The sequence below is a fragment of the Paenibacillus sp. JL3B1040 genome (genome assembly GCF_057063165.1).
On record NZ_CM169317.1, the window covers coordinates 5,735,106 to 5,756,848 of the forward strand.

Here is a 21,743-nt window from a genome sequence, read left to right on the forward strand (position 1 = left end):
TCCAAGCTCGGATCTACTATCTATGCAACAAATCATCCCGCGCTTCAGTCAGCGCGAACCCTAGCAGGTTTCGGCCTCGCCACTTCAAGGGATTCTCCGCATCCGGATTGGACTGACCCATACCGATCCCCCAAATGCGATCCCGCGGGCTGGCTTCAACGAGGATGCGGTTCTTCGTCGACTTAAGATAATCGCCAAGCTCCGGATTCTGCGAAAACTTGGCCAAGCTGGCTCTTTTGACGATGCCGTAGCATTCCTTGTCCCAGGTATCCTTATCAAAGTTTCGGACCACGCGCCCATAAGCCTTCATCTCCTTGGGATGCTTGGCCGTAAGGATCGACTCCAGCATTTCGTGGTCTCCGAACAGCCTTGCCTTCTCAGCCATCATAAACTGCTCGGCACAGGAATACTCCGTCCCCTCTACCCTGAACGGGCACATCCACCACTGGCTGAAGCAGCTTTTGTCGACGCTCCCGTCCTTAGGCGGCGTATGACCCCAAAAAAATATAAACTTGAATGTTTTTCCACCGGTATACGCTTTTCTTAGCTCATCGAGATTGTAAATCATCCGTTATTCCTCCAGTTTTCTACGATATAAGCGAGATGGCCGATGTCCCACATTTTCGGTGTAATGATCGGTCTCCGCCACGAGATTGGCCACCTTACGCCGAAAGGCCGCCTTCAATAGCTCTTTATCCGCCAGAACCGGTGTCGGATTGATCGACGCTTCCACGATTTCCCCGCTTCGCAGTTTAAATACCTTATTCGCCATATCGGCTATTGCAGTATTGTGAGTGATCATTAAAATGGTAGTGCCGTATCTCTTGTTTATGTTCTGCAAGAGTTGCAAAATATTTCGGGACGTAACGTAATCCAGCGCTCCGGTCGGCTCATCGCAAAGTAACAGCTTCGGATTCTTAATAATCGCTCTTGCAATGGAAACCCGTTGTTGTTCGCCGCCGCTCAACTCCCTGGGGAATCGGTGTTTTTTATCCTGCATGCCAACTGACGTCAAAATCTCATCTATATTTAAACTGGATTTACTAATATTGGAGACTGTTTCGATATTTTCTCCCACTGTAAGATTAGGAACGAGATTATAGAACTGGAAGACGAAACCGATGTGCTCACGTCGATAATCGGTCAACTTTTGGTCGTTCAAGAGGTTTACCTCAACCTCATCCACAATAACCCTGCCGCTGTCACCGCGATCAATACCGCCGATGATGTTCATCAGCGTAGATTTTCCTGAGCCTGACGGCCCGAGAATGACACCGACTTCCCCTTTTCCAAGCCTCATTTCGATTCCTTTCAGAATTTCTGTTACAACAAGCCCGGATGTATAGCTCTTCTTTAAGTTTGAAATTGTAACATACATATTACCTTCCCTCCCTTTTATAGAAACAACTTTGTAGTATCTCCATATAGTCATCCCATTCCCTTAGGAAATCCGTATCGACATCTTTAAAGGAAGCCACTGTATTTCTTTTTTCCTCAGCAAAACCAAGCGCCGTCCAATTGATGATATCCATTGCCTTTTTGATATCAATGTCATCACGGAACTTGGTCATGTCTACATTGTCGTAAATCTTTTCAAAGCTTCTTCCGATAAAATTCTTACCGGCTTTATCAATTTCCGACTTCACTTCTGCGGACATCTCGTCAGCTGCCGATTTTAAGAAAAAGAAGGCTTGCGGATATGTGCTGTAAATCTGAAATTTTATTAGCCCTATTTCCCCTACTCTTTTAAAGAAATCCCGTTCATTCAAATCGATTTCCCCGAGTTTCTTTTCAATTACCTCGATCACATTTTGAAGCAAGAACAAATACAATTCTTTCTTGTTGTTAAAATAGTTGAATAACGACCCTTTGGATATTTGGGCTTTTTTGATAATCTCATTCGTAGAAGCCCTTTCATACCCACTTCGTGCAAACTCTTCAATTGCTGCATTAATTATCTGTTCCCGTTTCTTCGGCTCTAGGCTATAAAATTGTGAATTCATGATCATCACTTCTTTTCTTTATTAGTATATCGAATCAATTGACCACTTTGGTCATTTCTTATTCTACATGAAATGACCAAAGTGGTCAATTGCGAAGATTGAGATGTTTATTGACACTTAGGCCCCTCCGCATAGACAAAACCACTCCTGCTGACAATGGAGTGGTCTTATTATAGAGCTTATATTGTCATTTATAATGTTCTCCGCATTTACTGTTGGTGATCTTCAAGTGGATCGAGACTCTAAGTCTAGAACCGGATCACGCTATCCGTGCCTTTTTGGTTTTGACATACGTTCCATGATCAAAGCCACCCTGCGCCTGCTGAAAAGTCGGATCATTAGAGCCATAAAGTAATTGCTACGGCCATCGATGATATAGCTGCGCCCCTGGTCAATTCCGCGGAATCCGGCCTGTACAACCTTTTCCGGGGTCGAGAGCTTCTGACCTGCTCCCATCTCCTCGCTGCCGACCGCATCGAAAAATCCCGTCTCTGTTGCACCTGGACACAGTGCGAGCACGCGAACGCCTCTCCCGCGCGTTTCCGCCCATAGCGCCTCGCAGAAGGACAATACAAATGCTTTGGTAGCCCCATAAACGGCTGAATAAGCACAAGGCATGAACGCGGCCATCGATGCCACGTTAACGATGACTCCGTCCTTTCGCCTCAGCATATCGGGCAGCAACCGATGCGTAAGATCGACTAACGCAGCCGTGTTCAGCATGATCTCCTCCTGCTCGCGCTCCGGGTCTATTTCTTCGAAACGGCCATAGGTGCCAACGCCTGCGTTGTTGATGAGAATATCGACCGACAAGCCCAGTTCGGATATTTGTTCGACCAGTTGACGCGGGGCATTCGCTTTGGACAAATCGCAAGCGAGCGCATAAGCCTGTACGCCGTACTGGCGGCTGATTTCCCTTGCCATTGCATCCAGTTTGTCCTTGGAGCGCGCTGCCAGAACGACATGACAGCCTCGTGCCGCCAGTTCTTTGGCATACGCTTTCCCGATTCCGGATGAAGCACCGGTGACTACAGCCAGCTTGTTTCTATATGCATACTTATTCAAGAATCAAAGCCTCCTATCGATAGCACTGTACTGTTGTAAATTATCTTAATCGTACTATCGGCAGGAGGGGTTAGCCACAGTATGTCTATCCTATTAACGGGAGTAACAGCATCGGTACTCGTTATGGTTCTCTTTGGTGGCAACGAGACCTTAACAGAGATTATAATGATCGTATACGAAGAGCTTTGAGTCCATTTGGTTAATTACGATACGTATTCCTCCATATAAGTAATTAGAGGTGAGTTACTTGAAAACAAATCGTGTCTCATCCGCATTGGGTGAGTTCATAAAATCGCGCAGAGAACGCTTGCAGCCTTCAGAGGCAGGGATCCAGCCGCTGCCCGGACGAAGACGCACTCCGGGACTTCGAAGAGAAGAAGTCTCTTATCTTGCCAATATAAGCGCGACTTACTATGCCTGGCTGGAGCAAGGCAAGGAGGTGAATCCTTCGCCGGAAGTGCTGTTAAGTATCAGCAAAGCGCTTCAGCTTGACGAAGACGAGCAGAAGCATCTATTCGATCTGGCCAATGTAGATGTGGCGAGCGTCGTCACAGTGCCAAATAACGGTGGGCCGGATGCGGGAGTTTTGCAAAAAATCGTAGATCAACTTTATTATCCTTCTTTTATCACGGACGAAGGTACGGACGTTATCGCTTGGAATCGGTCAGCGGAACTGATCGTAGCCGATTTCGGCAGTCTGCCGGACAACGAACGGAATATGATGGACATTATGTTTTTAAAGCCGGATTACCGCAACAGACTGGTGAATTGGGAAGCCACTGCCCGTTACTCTGTAGCCGTTCTGCGGGCAGGCTTCGATCTTTACAAGAACAACCCGTTATATATGGAACGGTTTGAACGCTTAACGCGGGAAAGCGTGGAGTTCGTACATTTCTGGGAGCTATATGAAATCAAACAAAACTTTCATGACCGTCCCGGTCACAGGCTATGATGAAAATTTCGTCGTAGCCTTTTTTCTTTCCTTCTTGCATACTTAAATTACCAGCACAAGTTCCAGGCTTTTTGCGGTGGATCTTACCCCGAAAACAAAACTGAATGGACAACCTTCGAAGCACAGGCTATTGGACCGAGAGTCCGGATAAAAAAATTTCATGATTCAGGTTGTCCCGCTGGTTCATAAATCCCGTAAAGGAGTTGAGTCTCATGATGGAAGCCATTCTCGAACGGTGTGCCGGTCTGGATGTCCATCAAGAAACGGTTGTCGCCTGCGTGTTATTCGGGACACTAGATCAGTCTCCCAAGATGGAGATTCGTACGTTCGGAACGATGACTGACGAATTGCTTTCTCTTGGCGAGTGGCTAACGGACATGCAGTGCACGCATGTCGCCATGGAAAGTACGGGCGTTTTCTGGAAACCCGTGTGGAACGTCCTCGAAGCCTTTGAACTCGAACTGTTACTTGCGAATGCCCATCACATTAAGAATCTACCCGGTCGGAAGACTGACATGAAGGACGCCGAATGGATCGCTAAGCTTTTGCGTTGCGGATTGATTGAAGGAAGTTTCGTACCGCCGATCGCAATCCGGGAATTGCGCGATCTGACTCGTTATCGCAAGAAGCTTGTTCACGATGCCACCGCAGAGAAGAATCGAATCCATAAGCTTCTCCAAGATGCCAACGTCAAACTGACGACGCATATGTCAGATATCTTCGGTACATCCGGACGCATTCTACTGCAGAAGGTCGTTGACGGTGAGGTCATCACTCTGTCGTTCCTAGAGCAGCACATGAAAGGAACACTCAAGCATAAATCCCCGAAGCTTCTTCAATCCCTAAACAGCAGACTTCGCAAGCATCATCGGGATCTCATTCGCATGTCTTGGAACCATCTCTTGTTCATCGAACAGTCCATTAAAGATGTAGAGCAAGAAATTCGAGAACGCCTTGCTACAAAACAGGAAGCAGTGGATCTTCTTGTGACCATCCCCGGCGTTAACGAACAAGCGGCCTCCATCATTCTTGCTGAGATTGGCACTGACATGAGCCAATTTAAGAATGAACACAGTCTCTCCGCATGGGCCGGTGTAAGTCCGGGAAACCATGAAAGTGCGGGTAAAAAAAACGGCAACGAGCCCGATCCGGAAACAGCATGTTAAAAGCTGTGCTATGCGAATGTGCGTGGGCTGCTTCCATGACACGAAACACACGATTGTCTGCAAGGTACTGGTCGTGGGTGAAACGCCTCGGCAAGAAGAAAGCCCTAGTTGCACTTGGTCATACGTTGTTACGCATTATCTACCACATGTTGCTCCACAAACGTCCTTATTTGGAGATTGGCCCTGATTACTTGGACCGCTATAAATCCGAGAGTCATAAGCGCAAACAATCTTTAATGATTAAGCAGCTTGAAGCTGAAGGTTACATTGTGACTCGTACTGCATAACATCCGTATCTACCACCCCTCTAGGACTGCCGAATCGGTAGCCCTACTTTGTTGTGCATATTTTCGGCGTTCTCACCCACTTTGATTTTCATAAAAAAACGCGTAGCCACCGCTTTATTCCGTGTTCCTGACGCACAGGAAATGGAGTTCGAGCTCCATTCCGCGGCTCTAATCGATAATGACCCGGGACTGCACTGGTGTTTCTTTGTTCCGGTGCCCGGTTCAGGTACGGAGGAGAGATTATTACGTTTACTTGAGCAGGACAGGCAGCTCCCGTAGACTGTTACTCCTGTTAATAGAATAGACGTGCTGTGGCTAGCACCCTCCAGTTGTTTGTATGATTCAGTGGAAGAAGACAACGATTGGAGGGTATTTAGTATGCAAACTTGGTTCATTACAGGAGCGTCAGGAGGCTTGGCTTCACGTATAACTCGCCGGTTGCTGGATAGGGGGGACCGTGTAGCCGCAACGGTACGCAAGCCGGGTGTGCTGGATGATCTGCAGGCACAGTATGGCTCTGGGCTATGGCAGGCTAATTTAGATCTGACAAACCCTCAACAAATTGCTAAAGTCGTGGAACGTGCATTTTCAGAACTGGGCACGATCGATGTGTTTGTCAATAATGCAGCCTATGGCTTGTATGGCGCAGTCGAAGAAGCAAGCGACAGACAAATTGAGCAGCAGTTTATGACCAATGTACTTGGCTCCCTGCGTGCAGCGCGTGCAGTCCTGCCCTTTTTCCGCAAGCAGGGCGGCGGTCACATGGTACAGATTTCGAGTATGGCGGGTCATTATTCTATTCCGGGTATGGGACTGTATTGCTCTTCGAAATGGGCCGTCGAAGGAGCCTTTGAAGCGCTAGCTAAGGAAGTGGCTCCGTTCAATATTAAGGCTACTATGGTGGAGCCCGGCGGAATCCGAACGAATTTCATTACAAGCAACGCCGTATTCGGCGAGCGGATGGACGAATACCGGGATACGGAGGCGGGCCGATTCGTTAGCCTGATGAAGGGAGAACTGCCTGGTATAGATATGAGCATGTTCAATCAAATGGTTGTCGGCGATCCGGATAAAATGGCGCAGCAGATTATCCGTCGTGTCGACCAGGGAGAGGGTCCGATACGTATGGCGTTGGGCAGTGACGCCTATAAGCAAATCCGGGCAGCCCTGCTGGACAGACTGGCTGCTCTGGAAGCACAGAAAGAACTGGCTTACTCCACTGATTCAGATGATGTGATGAGCGGATACCCGACAACGGGGACTGGCGCCGTTACCGGGGATAATGTGTAAGAACAATAAGTAGTTATACATCCATTTTATCCTGCCCACAGCATACCTTTTCCACTATAAAATTTGAATTTAACACTTCAGTTTCTCACTTTAATTTGCTGTTCAAATAACTTGCCGTGTAGGCTACGAATTCAGAAACGTCGTCAACAAAGTCAAAAGACTCATAAGGGATTCCGGCTTGCTCCATAGCTTGTTTTTGGATCGGTGCCGGCGATGTATAAGGAAATAAACCTATCACGTAATAGGATTGCAACTGAAAGAATTTATCAATGGTTTTATCATCCCATGCGGGAAAAACGATTTTAAGTACATCATTCGCCTCGGACATTATATTAAGATACTGTTTTTTAAAATCAACAAGCTTTTCGAGAGAAACATTTCTCTCAATCATCGTAAAGAGAATAGAAATAAGCTTTAAAAACCTTTGATGCCGGTACAAAACTTGTGCCCATTGGTGCGAAAAACCTTGAATATCGCGAGTCATTTCAGTGACAAAAGTCCCTCGTATGTCTTCTAACCAATCTGTGAATTCATCCAGAGCTACCAAAAGATAAATTTCCTCTTTTGAAGAGATATATTTATATAGATTACCGCGCGTAAATGTGGTTTCATTAGCAATTTTGGCCAGTTCAATTTTATGGAATTGCTCTGTATCAAGTAGCTTAATCGCTGCATTTTTAATCTGCTCCACTCTGATCTTTCGTTGCTCATCATTTCTTACTCGATCAAATTCCATCCTTAGTACCCCCTTCGAAAAAATTATAGCATATATAACTTGCGTAACCTTCAATAACAATTTATAATAACTGTAAATTAACGTGACGTCACGTTACTTAAAAAACGCAAATCCGGAAAGGGATGGCATGTACATGAATAAGCCAAAAGTTGTTTTGGTCACAGGAGCATCGGCAGGCATAGGTAAAGCCACAGTGGAGTTGCTTTTACGAGAAGGATTTATTGTATATGGGGCCGCCAGACGCGTCGAACAAATGAGAGATATTGAATCCAAAGGTGCGCGAATTATAGCAATGGATGTAACCGACGATGTATCCATGATCAATGGTGTAAACCAAATCATGAAGGAACAAGGCAGAATCGACGTTTTATTCAATAATGCAGGATATGGTTCCTATGGGACGGTCGAAGATGTACCACTGGAGGAAGCACGACGCCAATTTGAAGTGAACCTTTTTGGATTGAGTCGTCTAACGCAATTGGTTCTTCCCGTGATGAGAAAGCAAAAATCAGGGAAGATCATCAATACTTCATCAGCTGGCGGCAAGGTTTATACGCTGCTCGGTGCCTGGTACCATGCAGCCAAACATGCCCTGGAAGGGTTCTCCGATTGTCTGCGCCTGGAAGTCAAGCCGTTCGGTATTGATGTCATTATTATTGAGCCAGGGGCTACTGAAAGTGAATGGTCAAAGATTGTATTCCAACATGTGCAGAAAACTTCCGGGAATACTGAATACAGTAAAATAGCCCATGCTTTTATAAAAACATTTGAAAAGCTAGAAAAATCGAGTACTGTTTATCCTCCTGATCGTGTCGCACGATTGGTATCAGAAGCGATCCGATCGAAAAAACCAAAAACAAGATATGTGGCAGGCAATGCCCGTCCCGTATTATTCATGCGGAAAGTCTTGTCGGATAAAATGTTTGATCGTATTCTCAATCGAACATTTGGGATATGATCGCTTGACGGTTCTCCGAGGATTTCTTGTTTCGTTCAAGCAGAATATGTGAGTATCTCTCAATGCCCTGACCAAATCGTATGGTTAGGCATATCCTCGTCCTACTTGTGATACGGTTCCCCCCGATTAATCTTCACCGCGCGGTAAATCTGCTCGGTGAGCACCAGGCGCATGAGCTGATGGGGCAGCGTCATGCGCCCGAACGACAGCCGTTGCTGCGCACGGCGGAGCACCCCATCGGCGAGCCCGTGGCTGCCGCCGATGACGAACACGACATGGCTCGTCCCGTAGGTGCCGAGCTGATCGAGACAGGCGGCCAACTCCTCCGAGCTCCAGAGCTGACCGCCGATCGCGAGCGCGATGACATGCGCATCGCTCTTGATCTGCGCGAGGATGCGTTCGCCCTCGCGCTCCTTCACGCCGATGAGCTCCGCCTCGCTCATCGTCTCCGGCGCCTTCTCGTCGGGCACCTCCACAATTTGAAATTTGACGTAAGGCGCCAGGCGCTTTGCGTACTCCGCAATACCCTGCACCAGATATTTTTCCTTCAATTTGCCGACAGCAATGATCTGAATCAGCAATCGCAAGCCCTCCAATTACGCCGTTTGGCATCAGCCCTGCCGGTGTTGCACAGCCCGCAAGGACCCGCCGCCGCGTGATTTTTGACATCTTTCAAAATCTTTTGCGTTTACCTGCAAAATAACACACAATTCCACCATACTTGCCTTGACGCGAATGCCGTTTCAGTTTAGTTTAAATTTAACATCGTTCAAATATTGAACACTGTTCAACGTTATACCCAATAATGATCATCCGGAGGGGATCACGATCGGCACGCCAGAACGTAAAGCACGCGAGAAAAAAGAGAAACGCGAAAAAATCCTTCAAGCCGCTGCAGAAATCATGAAAACCGAAGGCGCCAACGCCATCTCCGTTCGCAAAATCGCTGACAGAATCGAGTATTCTCCTGCTATCGTTTACCATTATTTTAAAGATAAAGAGGAAATCATCAACCAAATCATCATGAGCACATACCGGGAACTCGCCGAAAAGTTGTCCGCCTCTCTATCCATCACAGGTTCCCCTGAAGAAAAATTGAAAGCAAGCATCCGGACCTACATCGAACTGACGACCGGGATGGCGGACGAATATAAAGTCACGATGCTGAGCGAATCGCCGGTAATCCTGGAACACACCTCCGTGTTGTTTCAAGGGGCCTCCGCTGTCCGCCCTGCACTGGGAATGCTGCATCGGTGCCTGCGGGAATTCTTGCATGAACAAGGCCAGCCCATCGAGGATCACCAGGTTGAGCTTACCGCACAAGTTATTTGGGCATCGATGTTTGGCCTTATCCTAAGACTAATCGCGGAGAAAGTAGGAGAAGAACAGAAGCAGCGGCTGATCGATCGTTTTTTGGAATTCACGCTCCGTACCTTGCAAAGTCAATAACCGCAACAACCATCAAATTGGGAGGGTTTGTCATGAAATTTCGGAAGGAAATGACTTTTCTGGTCCTGCTGATCATGGCGTTGTCTTTTGCGGCGGCCATCACGGGGATTTGTTCAAGCGGCGGCCCCGGCAGGCATGAATTCACGTCCATTCGCGGCGAAACCGTTGAGATTTATGGCGAAGGGTTATACCGGAACGATTCCGTATCCATGGCGTCGCAAGCCATAGCCCAGGATGTCGTCACCATTCTGCTGGGCATCCCGCTGTTGGCCGTTTCCCTTACGTTATCAAGAAAAGGCCGGCTTAAAGGCAAGCTCCTGCTCGCGGGAACGCTGGCCTATTTTCTGTATACCTACGCGTCCTATTCATTCACATCGATGTCCAACGACCTGTTTCTGATCGATGTCGGACTGATGTCCCTGAGTTTTTTCGCTTTCGTCCTCGCCATGAGATCCCTGGATCTGAAACTATTGCAGCAAAGCTTCAGCCCCAAGCTTCCGGTCCGAACAGTCGGCGGATTTCTGCTCTTTATCGCAACCGCGATCGGGCTCATGTGGCTGGGGAGAATCGCACCTTCGGTTTTCGGCGGCTCCGCTCCCGTCGGGTTGGAGCATTACACGACATTGGTCATTCAAGCCCTGGATCTGGGTTTTGTCGTCCCGGCGGCGGTACTTTCCGGCCTTTGGCTACTGCAGCGAAAACCGTTGGGACTGCTGCTATCGTCGATCATCTGCATCAAAGCCGTAACGATGCTGACCGCGCTCACGGCCATGATCATCGGCCAACTGGCGGCCGGCATCACCATGGCAGCGGCGGAAATCCTCCTGTTCCCGGCGTTTAATCTAATAAGCATCGCTGTTCTGATACTCGTCATGAAACATATTCAAGAGCCTAAGGTTACGGCCTGATCGCCCTTACCCTTACACCACCAAAAACCGCGCCTCGCGGTCGCATTCCTGACATTTCACCGGCGGCTCCCAGTCAATAAACTTGGTGTGCTCCAAATCCACCACATCGGGGGCCTCCTCAAACTCATCCACGAACATATCGATGGCCAGTTCCACATGATCTTTGCATACGACGTACATAGTCAAAAGCATCCTTTCTCTGCGCCGCACTCCCGCGGCCGGGTTGCGTATTAACAGGTTGTCCTTTATCTTTTCTACCATACTCCGCGCAAAAAAGGAACCGCCCCGGTCACATCCGGCAGACGGTTCCTGTTCCTTCCCGACCCAGCCCCAGCGATCCGGCTCATCCGGCCGGGTTACAGCGGCGTATAGAAGTTTTGCGTATAATACGTATCGTAATCGCTGTTGTCCATTCCGTCCACGGCGCCAACCCCCAGCATTGTAAACGCCGGCTCCAGCATATTCTCCCGGTGGCCCCAAGAATTGAGCCAGCCGTAATGCCCGTCGATCGCATCCAGGTAGCCGGCGGCGATATTTTCGCCCCAAGCCCGGAACTGCGGAATGCCGCGAGCCATCATGCGGTCGCCCGCCGACTTGCCTTCCGGATTATCATGCTCAAAATAATTCCGTTCCGCCATATCCCGACTATGCGAGCGGGCCACCTCAGCCACGGAATCGCTCCAGCTCAGTACACTGAGGCCTTTTTGCACGCGGAACGCATTGGTCAGGTCAAAAATCTCCCGCTCCGTCGCCTTCAGCGATTCCGGCGTAGACGGCTTGTACACATGGGTCTCCGCAAATTTCTTGTCCATCAGCAGCACCCCGTCCACGCGGTTCTTCTCGTGCTTGTCCAGATACAGATTGATGTACAATCCTCTGGGCGTATAGGTTTCCACATACTCCCGCGACGGATGCTCGCTCTTGTCCCAAATGGCGCTCAGGCTGCTCCGCAACCGCTCCAGCCCTTTCTCCGCCTCAGCCTCAAACCGCCATTCTTCATGATTGCCGAACAAGCAGAGCACCTTGCCGTTCGCGACACCAACCTGCGTATAGTGCTTGTAATCCTTATTATAGATGTACCATTCCATTCCGAAATTGGTCGCGTCCGTGCGCGCCGGTTCGCCAAGCAGCTCGATCACGCGGTCCGCCGAATCGCCGATCCCCACGCCCTGCAGTTGGATCTCCGGCTTGATCAAATCCGGGCTCGTTGCCTTCGGCAGCGTCAGCTTCAGCCGGTACAGGAACGTCTGCGCTTCCGCCCGCGACACCGCATCCTTCGGCGCGAAGCCCTGTACGCCGGCACCGCTTTTCCCTTGGGCCAAGCCTTGGGCAAGCACCCACTGAACCGCCTCATCCTCGTTCAAGCTCTGCCCGTAAAAAGCCGCCATCAAGCGAGCCACCGACCCGCGCGTGATCGGTTCGTTCGGCTTATCGCTCACCGGCCAGGTTAATTCGAACGCCAAGTCGTAATACGGCGTATACCAAGACTCTTGCCCGTTGGCCGCGCCCAGTTTGATCTCCGGATAAGCCCGCACCAGCATGCTCAGGAACTCCGCCTCCGTCACCGACTGAGCCGGGCGGAACGTCCCGTCCGGATATCCGTCCGTCACGCCGTTGCTTTTCGCCCACATGACCTTGTCATACGCCCAATGGGAGGCCGGGACATCCGTAAATTCCGCACCCGCCGCCTGCACCGCCGATCCCGCGGCCAGCCAGGCCGCTCCCAATCCCGCGAGAATCGCCAATCCGCGAATTCCGCGCTTCCACCCGATCTTCATGAACCTCTGCCCTCTTTCATCGATATCCTAGCTTGCTCTTTTGGATGTAGTTCGACAAAAAAAGATAAATCCCTTGTTCCTACATGAGCATCCCAGGATCTGTTAGTGGTGCTTTTGCTTTTATATCGGCGTGTAAAAATTCTGCGTATAATAAATTCCGCTGTCCCCGCCATCGGCCACACCGACACCGAGGTACTTAAAAGAAGCGTTTAACATATTCGTCCGGTGGCCCATGGAATTGACCCAGCCGTAATGCGCATCAATCGCATCGGTGAACCCAACGGCGATATTTTCGCCCCAAATCGACAATAACCCTGTGCCCTGCGCCTTCATACGATCACCGGCCGAGGTCCCTTCCGGACTGCGATGGTCAAAATAGTTCCGTTTCGCCATATCCTCGCTATGCAGCCGCGCCGCCTTCGCCGCCTTGTCACTCCAGGAGACCGCTTTTGTCCCTTTGGCCACCCGGAACGTGTTCGCCAGATCCAAGACCTGCCGTTCCGTCGCCTGAAGTGCCGTTTTCCCCGGAACCGCCAACCGGTAAGTGCCATCAAACTCCTTGTCGATGACGAGCACCCCGTCTACCCGCTTCGCCTCATACTTATCCACATACAGATAGATGGCCTTGCCCTCCGCTTGGTAACCGACAAAATAATCCGCATCGTTCACCGGTTTGCCCCACAGCTTGTCCGCCGCAGCCGTCGTTCGCAACCCATCCAGGCCGCGGGTATCGCCGGTCGCAAATTGCCACCCCTTCCCATTGGAAAAGAGCGCGACAACCCGGCCATCCTTAACCCCGATTTGAGCGTAACGCGCAGCGTCTTTATTGTAGACGTACCACAGCATGCCGGCGGCCGCTTCGTCCTGGCGGTCAGGCTCTCCCAAGAGTCGAATGACCTGATCCGCGGAATCCCCGATCGCGATTCCCTGCAGCCGCATCCCGCTCATCTCCTGAGCGGCAGTTCCTCCCGCTTCTGCGGGCGAAGTTGGCGATTCCTGCCCCGTTCCTGAAGAAGGCTGACCGGGAGCTGCGGGTACAACGCGGTCGTTCTCCATACCCGCCAGTACCGGCTTCTCCTTCAACGTGATCCCTTCCGCCGACACCTCCGGCACCATCTGCTTCAACCGATACAAGAACGTCTGCGCCTCAGCCCGGGACAGCACATCCTTCGGAGCGTAGCCGTCCAGCCCGTCACCGCCCTGCTTACCTTTGGCCAGCCCTTGTTCCAACACAAACCGAACCGCCTCCGTCTCGCCCAAGGCTTGTCCGTGGGTGGCCGCAAGCAGCTGTGCCACCTGCCCCCGCGTCACCTGTCGGGTCGGTGCCTTGTACACCGGCCAATTCCACGCATTCGCCACACTATAATAAGGCCCATACCAAGGCTCCCCTGCCTGTGGGCCCGGGAGCGCAATTTCTGGATAAACCCTCAGCAGCATCGCCAAAAATTCCGCTTCCGTCACCGTCTGCGCAGGCCGGAAGCTTCCGTCCGGATAGCCGTCCGATACCCCATTCGCCTTGGACCACATCACCGTGTCATACGCCCAATGCGAGCGCGGCACATCCTTAAAGGCCGATACCTCCGCGCGGACCTGCCCCGTTGCAAGCAGCCCGTTCCCGGCCAAGACCACACTAACGATGCCGATCACCGCCAGCCTTCCGATTCGTTTGTTCCCATTCATCAACGTCATCCCCATCCTCTCTTCTTAGATGAAAAAAAGCAACGTTCATGAATTCGACAAAAAACCCTTCAATTCCTTTAAATTTTAAGTTTCTCTTGGGGGGTCTCGGCCTCCTCCGGAAGGACCGCCTCCGCCAGTACCTGCTCCAACTCCTCCGCCCGCTGCCGCTTCACTTCCTCCGGCCAGCCATAATACCGGGCCATCTCGGCGACGACCGGCGCCTTCCAGCGTCGCACCCAAGCGATGTCAAACATCAAAGCCCCCGTTCTCCGCGCAAAAAAATCCACCGGTGTCATCGCCATCTCCGCTTCCAGGGCATATTGGAGCGGAACCGCCACCTCCAGCGGGAGGCGGAGATAACCGGCCGAGGCGGCCAAAACCATCAGCCGATCCACGTTGGTTCCGTATCGGGCCGCCCACTTGGCGGCAAGCGCCTGCGGGATGCCGCGCTCCGCCGCCTCCTTCACTTTTTGCGCCGCGAAGCCGGGCAGTCGCTGCGAGCCACCTGCCTGCCCGCCGGCAATCGGCAGCGTCCGGGTGGAGCAGGGCGCAAAGCGCAGGCCGGATTCCCGCTTCAGCTTGGCGGCCACGCGATCAACGACCAGCTCCGCCATCTTGCGGTAGCCGGTCAGCTTGCCGCCGGCAATCGTGATCAAACCGGACGGCGACTCCCAAATTTCATCCTTGCGGGAAATTTCCGAAGGCGATTTGCCTTCCTCATAGATGAGCGGCCGCACGCCGGCCCAGCTGGACTCCACATCCTCCGCCGTGATGGCCAGCCCGGGAAACATCCCGTTAACCGCATCCAGGATATAATCGCGGTCCGCCTCCGTCAGGCGCGGACGGGCAAGCTCGCCGTGATACACCGTGTCCGTCGTGCCCACGTAGGTTTTGCCGTCGCGCGGAATCGCGAACACCATGCGGCCGTCCGGCGTATCAAAATACACCGCCTGCCGCAGCGGGAACCGCCCCTGATCGAACACCAGGTGCACGCCTTTGGTCAGTTGCAGCATTTTGCCCTGCTTTGACCCGTCCAGCTCGCGCAGCGCGTCCACCCACGGGCCCGCCGCGTTGACGATCTTGCGGGCGCGCAGTTCATACGTCCGCCCGCCGTCCACATCCGCGACCTCGGCGCCAATCAGCCGCCCGTCTTCGTACCGGAACCCGGTCACCTTGGCATAGTTGACCGCCATCGCTCCGCGGGCTGCCGCTTCCTTGAGCACCTCGAGCGTTAGCCGGGCGTCGTCCGTGCGGTACTCCACGTAGTACCCGCCGCCCAGCAGACCGTCCCGCTTCAGCAGCGGCTCCTTCGCCAGCGTCTCCGCCGCCGTCAGCATACTGCGCCGCTCTGCGCGTTTCACCCCTGCGAGGAAGTCGTATATGCGCAGCCCCAGCGACGTGCTGAACCGGCCGAACGTCCCGCCCCGATAGATTGGCAGCAGCATCCGTTCCGGCGTAGTGACATGCGGGCCGTTCTCGTACACAATCGTCCGCTCTCGCCCCACCTCCGCTACGACGCCGATCTCCAACTGCTTCAGATAACGCAGGCCGCCATGCACCAGCTTCGTCGAACGGCTTGACGTCCCGGCCGCAAAATCCTGCATCTCTACAAGGCCAACCCGCATCCCCCGCGCCGCTGCATCCAGAGCGATTCCGGCCCCGGTAATCCCGCCGCCCACGACCAGCAGATCCAGCGGTTTGGCCGGGTTCGCCATTTGCTCCAGCAGGTGCTGCCGATCCTTGCCCGAAAATCGATAGGTTGCGCCCATCCCAATCCTCCTTCGTTTTCCCGCAAAAAAAGAGACCCCGACCCAATCCAGTCGTTTCTGTCTACGGCTGTCCTGTCTTCGGAATCTCTCCTGCGAAAGTTGTTTATTTGTCTTCGTCCAATCCTTGTTCGATCTCCGCTTCGGACGGTTTATCGGCCAGCTTCAGGGTTGCCTTCTCCAGCTTGCCCTCCCGGTAATACGTGACCTCCAAGTCATCGCCAATCTTCTTGTTCTCATACAGATACCGGCGCAATTCCAACGTCGATTTGATCGGTTGCTTATCGAGCTGGGTGATCACGTCATTTAGTTTCAGACCGGCATCCAGCGCCGGGCCGTGGGCCTCAAGAACGATGACGCCGGCCTTGACATGGCTCGGCAGGTTGAGATCCTGACGCTGCTCGTCGGTGATGGGCGAAAAACGGTTATTCAGGTCCAACGTATACACGCCCATATATGGACGAACGACCTTACCGTGCAGCAATAGATCGTCGACCGTCTTCATCACCTCGTTGACCGGGATGGCAAAGCCCAGTCCCTCCACACCGGTATCGGAAATCTTCATCGTATTGATCCCGATCAGCCGGCCGTTCAAATCGACCAGCGCCCCGCCGCTGTTGCCCTCGTTGATCGCCGCGTCCATCTGGATCACTTCCTGCTCCCAGTCGTACACGCCGTCCTGGTTCAGCGACACCGGAATCATCCGGCTGGTATAACTTACGATCCCGGAGGTCAACGTCCCCCCAAGCCCCAGCGGATTGCCGACCGCGATAACCGTCTGCCCGGCCCGCAGCTTCTGCGAGTCTCCCAGTTCAATGACCGTGTCGATGCCTTGACCTTCGATTTTAAGTACGGCGATATCGTTGATGGAGTCTTGGCCGACAACCTCCGCCTCGCGCGAGACGCCGTCGCTCGATACAATCTCCAGATCGCTTGCACCGCTGATGACATGCGTATTCGTTATAATAAAGGCCTTGCCCTTTTCTTTCTTAAAAACCACACCCGAACCCAGCACCGCCTGCTCCGGATCGCCGTCCGACAATTCGCCGTGATTGAGGATGCTCACCACAGCGGGTGCGACCTTAGCCGCCGCCGAGATGATCCGGTCATAGGGATCGCCGGTATCCGAGAGCAAAACGGTGCTGCCGGTTGCGACATGGCGGGTCGATGAGGAAGGAAGTCCCGTAATAAAACTGAATAACAGCACGGCCACCACCGCGCTAAGAACGGAAGAGATTAATGAGATCTGCAGCGTGGACAGCACCGGCCGGTGCTTCCGCGGACCTCCGCGCCAGCGCCGCAGGCCGCCGCCTTCGGACAAGCGCACGCGCCGCCCCGAAACCTTGGTGGAATAAAAGTCATCGTCAAACCATCCCATCTCTATTCTCCCCCTCCATCATGCCTTCCCAAAACGTCCTCGGCATCGCACACCATGCCATCCGCCTTAGGCAAAGGTCCCCTTCAACTTTATGCCGCGAAGGCAAAGCCATATTCATGCGTTTCCTTATATTTATTAACGTCATGAACCGAAGTTAGGTTGCCAGAATTTTGAGAAGTTTGCCGCTTTTTTTCTGAAAATCGGAATGTTTGACCTCATCCATGACTACACTATATTAAAGCGATAGATTGATAGATTTATTTTACCATATTTTGATGGCCCAGAAGCAGAATTTGATCAGGGAATTAACGGGATATTTGCAGTCCTCCCATCGCCCCCATCCCACCCGCAGGCCGGAGGACGATAAACCTATAATAAGGAGGTAAATTATGGACTCCCATTACTCGACGCCGATGAACGAAGTGAATGTGCTCGCCAAGCTGGCGGATATGAAGGAAGAGCATTATCATCAACTGGTGACCCTAAGCGCCCTCATGGAGCTGCTCATCGAGAAGGGGCTATTGACCCGCGAGGAAATTGAGAAAAAAGCGCTGGAGATCGACGGCTTCCTCACCCCGCCTCCGTACCCCACCGTGTAAGTCAAAACTAATCATAACTGGAATTAACCCTAAGGCTCTCGCCATGAAGCGAACTTGTTTCGTTGGATGCGCTTATGAAGTTTGCGGCTTTAGAGCAACGCGTCAAGACTCAAGGAGCCCGCAAATGAATTAATGTTGAATTTATGTTAATATTTTTGTAAGTATCATACGACCCAGTAATATTGAGTTAGTAGTTTCTAGGAGTGGTTATCATGTCCGTTACGATTGAAGATATTGCCAAAGAGGCCCAGGTCTCGGTCGCAACCGTTTCAAGAGTTATCAATAATTCCAAAGCGGTTAGTCCTGAACTGAAAAAAAGAGTAAATGATGTCATTCAAAAAAGAAACTTCAAGCCGAATTCCCTGGCAAGAGGTTTGATTATGAAGAAAACCAACATCATCGGAATTGTCGTTCCGGACATTTCCAACCCGGTATTCGGGGCATTAACCAGGGGAATCAACAGCTTCTGCCAGCAGAAGGGATATACTTTAATGGTCTGTGAATCCGGAGGGCAACAAGAGAAGGAAATGGAATTGCTCGGAGTACTCGCGGACAAGAAAGTTGACGGAGTATTGTTTGCGGGTGTGGACGTAAATGCTGCCTTGGTCGAAGCTATGAAAAGAAAAAGATACCCGATCGTCCTGGTTACTCAGGAAGCCTCGACAGGAGAAGAGGTCATTCACACGGTCACTCATGACAACATCAGGGCGACATATGATGCGATATCCTTCTTGGTTGAAAACGGGCATCAAAAAATAGCCCTGATTTGCGGGCCGGAAAACGATTATTCCTCCGGACAAAAGCGTTTAAAAGGATATAAACTGGCTTTGAAAGAGCAGAATATAGAAGTTCCGGATTCTTATATAGAACACGGAGATTTTTCTTTCGATTCCGGGTATGAATGCATGAGAAGAATTTATGAAGAAAACAATGCACTGCCAACCGCGGTCATGGTTTGCAATGATGCTATGGCGATCGGGGCTATACGCTATTTGAAAACGGTCAAAGTTTCAGTACCTGCCGATATTTCCATTATGGGTTTTGACGACTCGGATTTTGCTCGGTACATTAGTCCCGAATTGACAACGGTTCGAATCTCTTATTTCGATGAGGGGCTTAAAGCGGTCAAAACGCTTTTCAAGCTGATTAATCAGCAAAATGTTCCGATCACCCAATTTGTCCCTCACAAAATTATTAGAAGAATCAGTGTAAAAAAAATATAGTGAGGCATTGATTTTGAATCATTCGCAGGGTATAATGAACTCACATCAGGAAAACGTTTTCCTGATGTGAGTTTTAAAAACTAAAAATAATGATAAGGAGGAATCTGGAAATAGTAGATTGTTTTTTGGAATTTAGGAAAAGGTTTTCCTGTATTGAGATTAAGGACATTAAACTAGAGGGGGTTATTTCATGAACCTGTTAAAAGCAAAGAAAATTGGGATGCCGTTGATTGCGAGTACCCTTGCTCTTTCGCTGGCCGCTTGCGGAGGAGTCTCGACTTCGACGAACTCAGGGGCAAACTCAGCGGAAACCAACGAACCGGTTACCATTACGTTTTCGTTTGACCAAGGGATCGGGCAACCGGCGCAAACGCTTGTCGATGAATACAACGAAAGCCAGGACAAGTATGTTGTCAAAACGAAGGTCTTACCGCAGGATGCTAATGTTGTCCACGATGACTTTGTCAATAAACTGGCCTCGGGCGACACAAGCGTGGACGTGATGGCTTTGGACGTTGTTTATGTGGCGGAGTTTGCGGCAGCCGATTGGTTAACCGATCTAACGCCGTATTTCGACCAGGCGACGCAAGACAAATATTTACCGGGCACCATTCAAACGGCAACGTACAACGATAAGCTTGTCGCGTTTCCATGGTTCACAAATGCAAGCGCTCTCTTCTATCGCAAAGATGTCCTGGATCAATTGGGCGTAGAACCGCCAACAACGTACCAAGGTTGGATCGATCTCCAGAGCAAAGTCCAGGGCGTGAACGAGGTTCAATACACGGGAGTTTTCCAGGCGGCTCTATCCGAAGCGCTGGTTTGCAACTGGGTTGAGTATGTGGCGAACAACGGCGGAGAAATTTTGGACGCTTCGGGCAAACCGGTAGTCAACTCGGAAAATAATATCGAAGCGACCCAAATCATGCTGGATATGGTCAAAAACTACGCACCTGAAGGCGTAACGACCTATAACGAGCCGGAAAGCGAACAAGTATTCCTGGACGGCAAAGCGTTGTTTATCCGGGATTGGTCCGGTTTCTGGAGCCAGGCCAATAAAGAAGGCTCCAAAGTTAAAGACAAAGTGGGCGTTACCGCGTTGCCGATCGGTCCAAAAGGTACGGAATCCCATTCCACCCTCGGCGGCCTGAACCTGGTCATTAATAAATTCATCGATGATAAGCATAAAGAAGCTGCCGTCGATTTCATCAAGTATTTGACCAGTGAAAGCGTTCAGAAGAAGATGAACCTGATTGCGGCTCAACCGCCGGTTCTAAAATCCGTATATCTGGATCCCGAAGTGCTGGAAGTGAATCCGTTTTATGCCGACTTCTACGACATTATTATGAACGGCAAAGCCAGACCGATGTCTCCGAAATACGCTAGAGTATCCGATTCGATTCAACGTAATATCCATGCTGCATTATCCGAGCACATCGACATAAATACGGCTTTGGAGACCATTCAAAGTGATCTCGAAGCGTTAAGCGAATAAAGAAATTGAAGAGGACATGGACTGCAAAAGATACATGTTGAACTGGACGAGCTCCCCTGTTTATGAACCGTTCAATTTGTATTGCAGTCCATGAGCCATCAGAAGGAGTAATCGAGGGATGAAGAGTTTGCAAACCAAGGAAACCAGAGATGCCTGGCTGATGATGCTCCCTGCGTTAGTCGTCTTATTGGTCATTGCGGTCTATCCGATCTTAAGAACATTTTGGTTGAGCCTTCATGAAATGGTATTAACGGACCCCGGCTCGGGATATCCGTTTATCGGATTTAAGAATTACGTTGATATATTTCGGGATAAACGAGCGGGAGCTTCCATCTTATTCACTTTCAAATTTACGATCGCCACCGTTATTTTGGAATTGATCGTCGGTTTTGCAGCGGCGATGATCATGAATAAAACATTCAAAGGCAGAGGTTTGGTAAGAGCGGCTATTCTTATTCCATGGGCGATTCCGACTACCGTATCCGCCCTGATGTGGAAATTTATATATAATGACCAGTACGGTTTGTTTAATGATATCCTTTCCAAGCTCGGCTTAATCGACGGATACAAAGCTTGGCTAAGCACGGAAGGCGGCACTTTCATGGCTCTGGTGATTGCGGATGTCTGGAAGACGGCTCCGTTCATGGCGCTGCTAATTTTAGCGGGGCTCCAGATGATTCCAGGAGATTTGTACGAATCGGCAAAAATCGATGGCGCCAATGCGGTTCAGTCGTTTTTCAAAATAACGTTGCCTATGGTAAGAAGCACCGTGCTTGTCGCCCTCTTGTTCAGAACGATCGATGCCTTCCGGGTCTTCGATTTGGTGTCCGTCATGACCGGCGGCGCCAACGGATCGGAAAGCGTATCGATGTATGCTTATGCGCATTTGATGAAATTCCTGAACTTCGGATACGGTTCGGCGGTATCGGTTCTCATCTTCCTGTTCGTCTTCGCCATCAGCCTAATTTACATGAAATCCATCAGCAAAGATCTTGCATGATGCATCCGGA

Annotated in this window: 22 protein-coding genes; 11 read left to right on the top strand and 11 right to left on the bottom strand. The window is 50.9% G+C overall.

The features are described 5' to 3' along the window. Positions 1 to 16 precede the first annotated feature (16 nt). The 4 genes from ACZF99_RS26320 to ACZF99_RS26335 all read right to left on the bottom strand — a co-directional run bounded on the left by ACZF99_RS26320 (position 17) and on the right by ACZF99_RS26335 (position 3,068). Entirely contained in the window at positions 17 to 568 is a 552-nt protein-coding gene (locus ACZF99_RS26320) for an NADAR family protein (RefSeq protein ID WP_483607823.1), read from the bottom strand. A gap of 3 nt (positions 569 to 571) precedes the next feature. Beyond that, on the bottom strand, positions 572 to 1,378 hold the full coding sequence (locus ACZF99_RS26325; RefSeq protein WP_483607824.1) for an ABC transporter ATP-binding protein: 807 nt from the start codon (positions 1,376 to 1,378) through the stop codon (positions 572 to 574). Position 1,379: 1 nt separating this feature from the next. Beyond that, entirely contained in the window at positions 1,380 to 2,003 is a 624-nt protein-coding gene (locus ACZF99_RS26330) for a TetR/AcrR family transcriptional regulator (protein WP_483607825.1), read from the bottom strand. Between the two features lie 264 nt (positions 2,004 to 2,267). Beyond that, positions 2,268 to 3,068 (bottom strand): SDR family NAD(P)-dependent oxidoreductase, encoded by an 801-nt coding sequence (locus ACZF99_RS26335; protein WP_483607826.1) that lies wholly within the window; start codon positions 3,066 to 3,068, stop codon positions 2,268 to 2,270. Between the two features lie 307 nt (positions 3,069 to 3,375). Here ACZF99_RS26335 and ACZF99_RS26340 point away from each other — a divergent pair, with 307 nt between their 5' ends. The 4 genes from ACZF99_RS26340 (at position 3,376) to ACZF99_RS26355 (ending at position 6,763) form a co-directional block, all read left to right on the top strand. Next, the gene (locus ACZF99_RS26340) at positions 3,376 to 4,020 is read left to right on the top strand and encodes a helix-turn-helix transcriptional regulator (protein WP_483607827.1); all 645 of its coding nucleotides are present in this window, start codon (positions 3,376 to 3,378) and stop codon (positions 4,018 to 4,020) included. Between the two features lie 212 nt (positions 4,021 to 4,232). Next, the gene (locus ACZF99_RS26345; RefSeq protein WP_483606406.1) at positions 4,233 to 5,186 is read left to right on the top strand and encodes an IS110 family RNA-guided transposase; all 954 of its coding nucleotides are present in this window, start codon (positions 4,233 to 4,235) and stop codon (positions 5,184 to 5,186) included. Continuing rightward, positions 5,180 to 5,473 carry a hypothetical protein gene (locus ACZF99_RS26350; protein ID WP_483606408.1) on the top strand — a complete coding sequence of 98 codons (294 nt, stop codon included), beginning with the start codon at positions 5,180 to 5,182 and terminating at the stop codon, positions 5,471 to 5,473. The genes ACZF99_RS26345 and ACZF99_RS26350 overlap by 7 nt, the downstream gene beginning before the upstream one ends. Positions 5,474 to 5,851: 378 nt before the next feature. Further along, the gene (locus ACZF99_RS26355) at positions 5,852 to 6,763 is read left to right on the top strand and encodes an SDR family oxidoreductase (RefSeq protein ID WP_483607828.1); all 912 of its coding nucleotides are present in this window, start codon (positions 5,852 to 5,854) and stop codon (positions 6,761 to 6,763) included. An 85-nt stretch (positions 6,764 to 6,848) separates the two neighbouring features. Here the strand turns inward: ACZF99_RS26355 and ACZF99_RS26360 are convergent, their stop codons facing one another. Continuing rightward, positions 6,849 to 7,499: a TetR/AcrR family transcriptional regulator gene (locus tag ACZF99_RS26360; RefSeq protein ID WP_483607829.1), complete on the bottom strand. Its 651-nt coding sequence runs from the start codon at positions 7,497 to 7,499 to the stop codon at positions 6,849 to 6,851. A gap of 127 nt (positions 7,500 to 7,626) precedes the next feature. Here ACZF99_RS26360 and ACZF99_RS26365 point away from each other — a divergent pair, with 127 nt between their 5' ends. Then, positions 7,627 to 8,457: an oxidoreductase gene (locus tag ACZF99_RS26365; protein WP_483607830.1), complete on the top strand. Its 831-nt coding sequence runs from the start codon at positions 7,627 to 7,629 to the stop codon at positions 8,455 to 8,457. A gap of 101 nt (positions 8,458 to 8,558) precedes the next feature. On the opposite strand, the gene rlmH is transcribed toward ACZF99_RS26365, so the two are convergent. Further along, positions 8,559 to 9,038 carry a 23S rRNA (pseudouridine(1915)-N(3))-methyltransferase RlmH gene (rlmH, locus tag ACZF99_RS26370; protein WP_483607831.1) on the bottom strand — a complete coding sequence of 160 codons (480 nt, stop codon included), beginning with the start codon at positions 9,036 to 9,038 and terminating at the stop codon, positions 8,559 to 8,561. A gap of 322 nt (positions 9,039 to 9,360) precedes the next feature. Here rlmH and ACZF99_RS26375 point away from each other — a divergent pair, with 322 nt between their 5' ends. Then, positions 9,361 to 9,906 carry a TetR/AcrR family transcriptional regulator gene (locus ACZF99_RS26375; protein ID WP_483607832.1) on the top strand — a complete coding sequence of 182 codons (546 nt, stop codon included), beginning with the start codon at positions 9,361 to 9,363 and terminating at the stop codon, positions 9,904 to 9,906. A 32-nt stretch (positions 9,907 to 9,938) separates the two neighbouring features. Next, positions 9,939 to 10,814: a hypothetical protein gene (locus tag ACZF99_RS26380; protein WP_483607833.1), complete on the top strand. Its 876-nt coding sequence runs from the start codon at positions 9,939 to 9,941 to the stop codon at positions 10,812 to 10,814. A 12-nt stretch (positions 10,815 to 10,826) separates the two neighbouring features. Here the strand turns inward: ACZF99_RS26380 and ACZF99_RS26385 are convergent, their stop codons facing one another. The 5 genes from ACZF99_RS26385 to ACZF99_RS26405 form a co-directional block, all read right to left on the bottom strand. After that, positions 10,827 to 10,994, bottom strand: coding sequence for a CxxH/CxxC protein (locus ACZF99_RS26385; RefSeq protein WP_248550894.1), 168 nt, complete (start codon positions 10,992 to 10,994; stop codon positions 10,827 to 10,829). A 176-nt stretch (positions 10,995 to 11,170) separates the two neighbouring features. Next, positions 11,171 to 12,592, bottom strand: coding sequence for a CAP domain-containing protein (locus ACZF99_RS26390; RefSeq protein ID WP_483607834.1), 1,422 nt, complete (start codon positions 12,590 to 12,592; stop codon positions 11,171 to 11,173). Between the two features lie 120 nt (positions 12,593 to 12,712). Beyond that, positions 12,713 to 14,281 (bottom strand): CAP domain-containing protein, encoded by a 1,569-nt coding sequence (locus ACZF99_RS26395; RefSeq protein WP_483607835.1) that lies wholly within the window; start codon positions 14,279 to 14,281, stop codon positions 12,713 to 12,715. A 68-nt stretch (positions 14,282 to 14,349) separates the two neighbouring features. Next, positions 14,350 to 16,041, bottom strand: a complete 1,692-nt coding sequence (locus ACZF99_RS26400; RefSeq protein WP_483607837.1) for a glycerol-3-phosphate dehydrogenase/oxidase — start codon at positions 16,039 to 16,041, stop codon at positions 14,350 to 14,352. Positions 16,042 to 16,144: 103 nt separating this feature from the next. Further along, positions 16,145 to 17,416 (bottom strand): S1C family serine protease, encoded by a 1,272-nt coding sequence (locus tag ACZF99_RS26405; protein WP_483607839.1) that lies wholly within the window; start codon positions 17,414 to 17,416, stop codon positions 16,145 to 16,147. Positions 17,417 to 17,805: 389 nt separating this feature from the next. On the opposite strand from ACZF99_RS26405, the gene ACZF99_RS26410 reads away from it, so the two are divergent. From ACZF99_RS26410 to ACZF99_RS26425, 4 genes are all read left to right on the top strand, one after another. Continuing rightward, positions 17,806 to 18,015: a hypothetical protein gene (locus ACZF99_RS26410; RefSeq protein WP_483607841.1), complete on the top strand. Its 210-nt coding sequence runs from the start codon at positions 17,806 to 17,808 to the stop codon at positions 18,013 to 18,015. 212 nt (positions 18,016 to 18,227) lie between these two features. Next, positions 18,228 to 19,238, top strand: coding sequence for a LacI family DNA-binding transcriptional regulator (locus tag ACZF99_RS26415; RefSeq protein ID WP_483607843.1), 1,011 nt, complete (start codon positions 18,228 to 18,230; stop codon positions 19,236 to 19,238). A 190-nt stretch (positions 19,239 to 19,428) separates the two neighbouring features. Then, the gene (locus tag ACZF99_RS26420; protein WP_483607845.1) at positions 19,429 to 20,733 is read left to right on the top strand and encodes an ABC transporter substrate-binding protein; all 1,305 of its coding nucleotides are present in this window, start codon (positions 19,429 to 19,431) and stop codon (positions 20,731 to 20,733) included. A gap of 118 nt (positions 20,734 to 20,851) precedes the next feature. Beyond that, a complete protein-coding gene (locus ACZF99_RS26425; protein ID WP_483607847.1) occupies positions 20,852 to 21,733 on the top strand; it encodes a carbohydrate ABC transporter permease in 882 nt (293 codons plus the stop codon). Positions 21,734 to 21,743 lie beyond the last annotated feature (10 nt).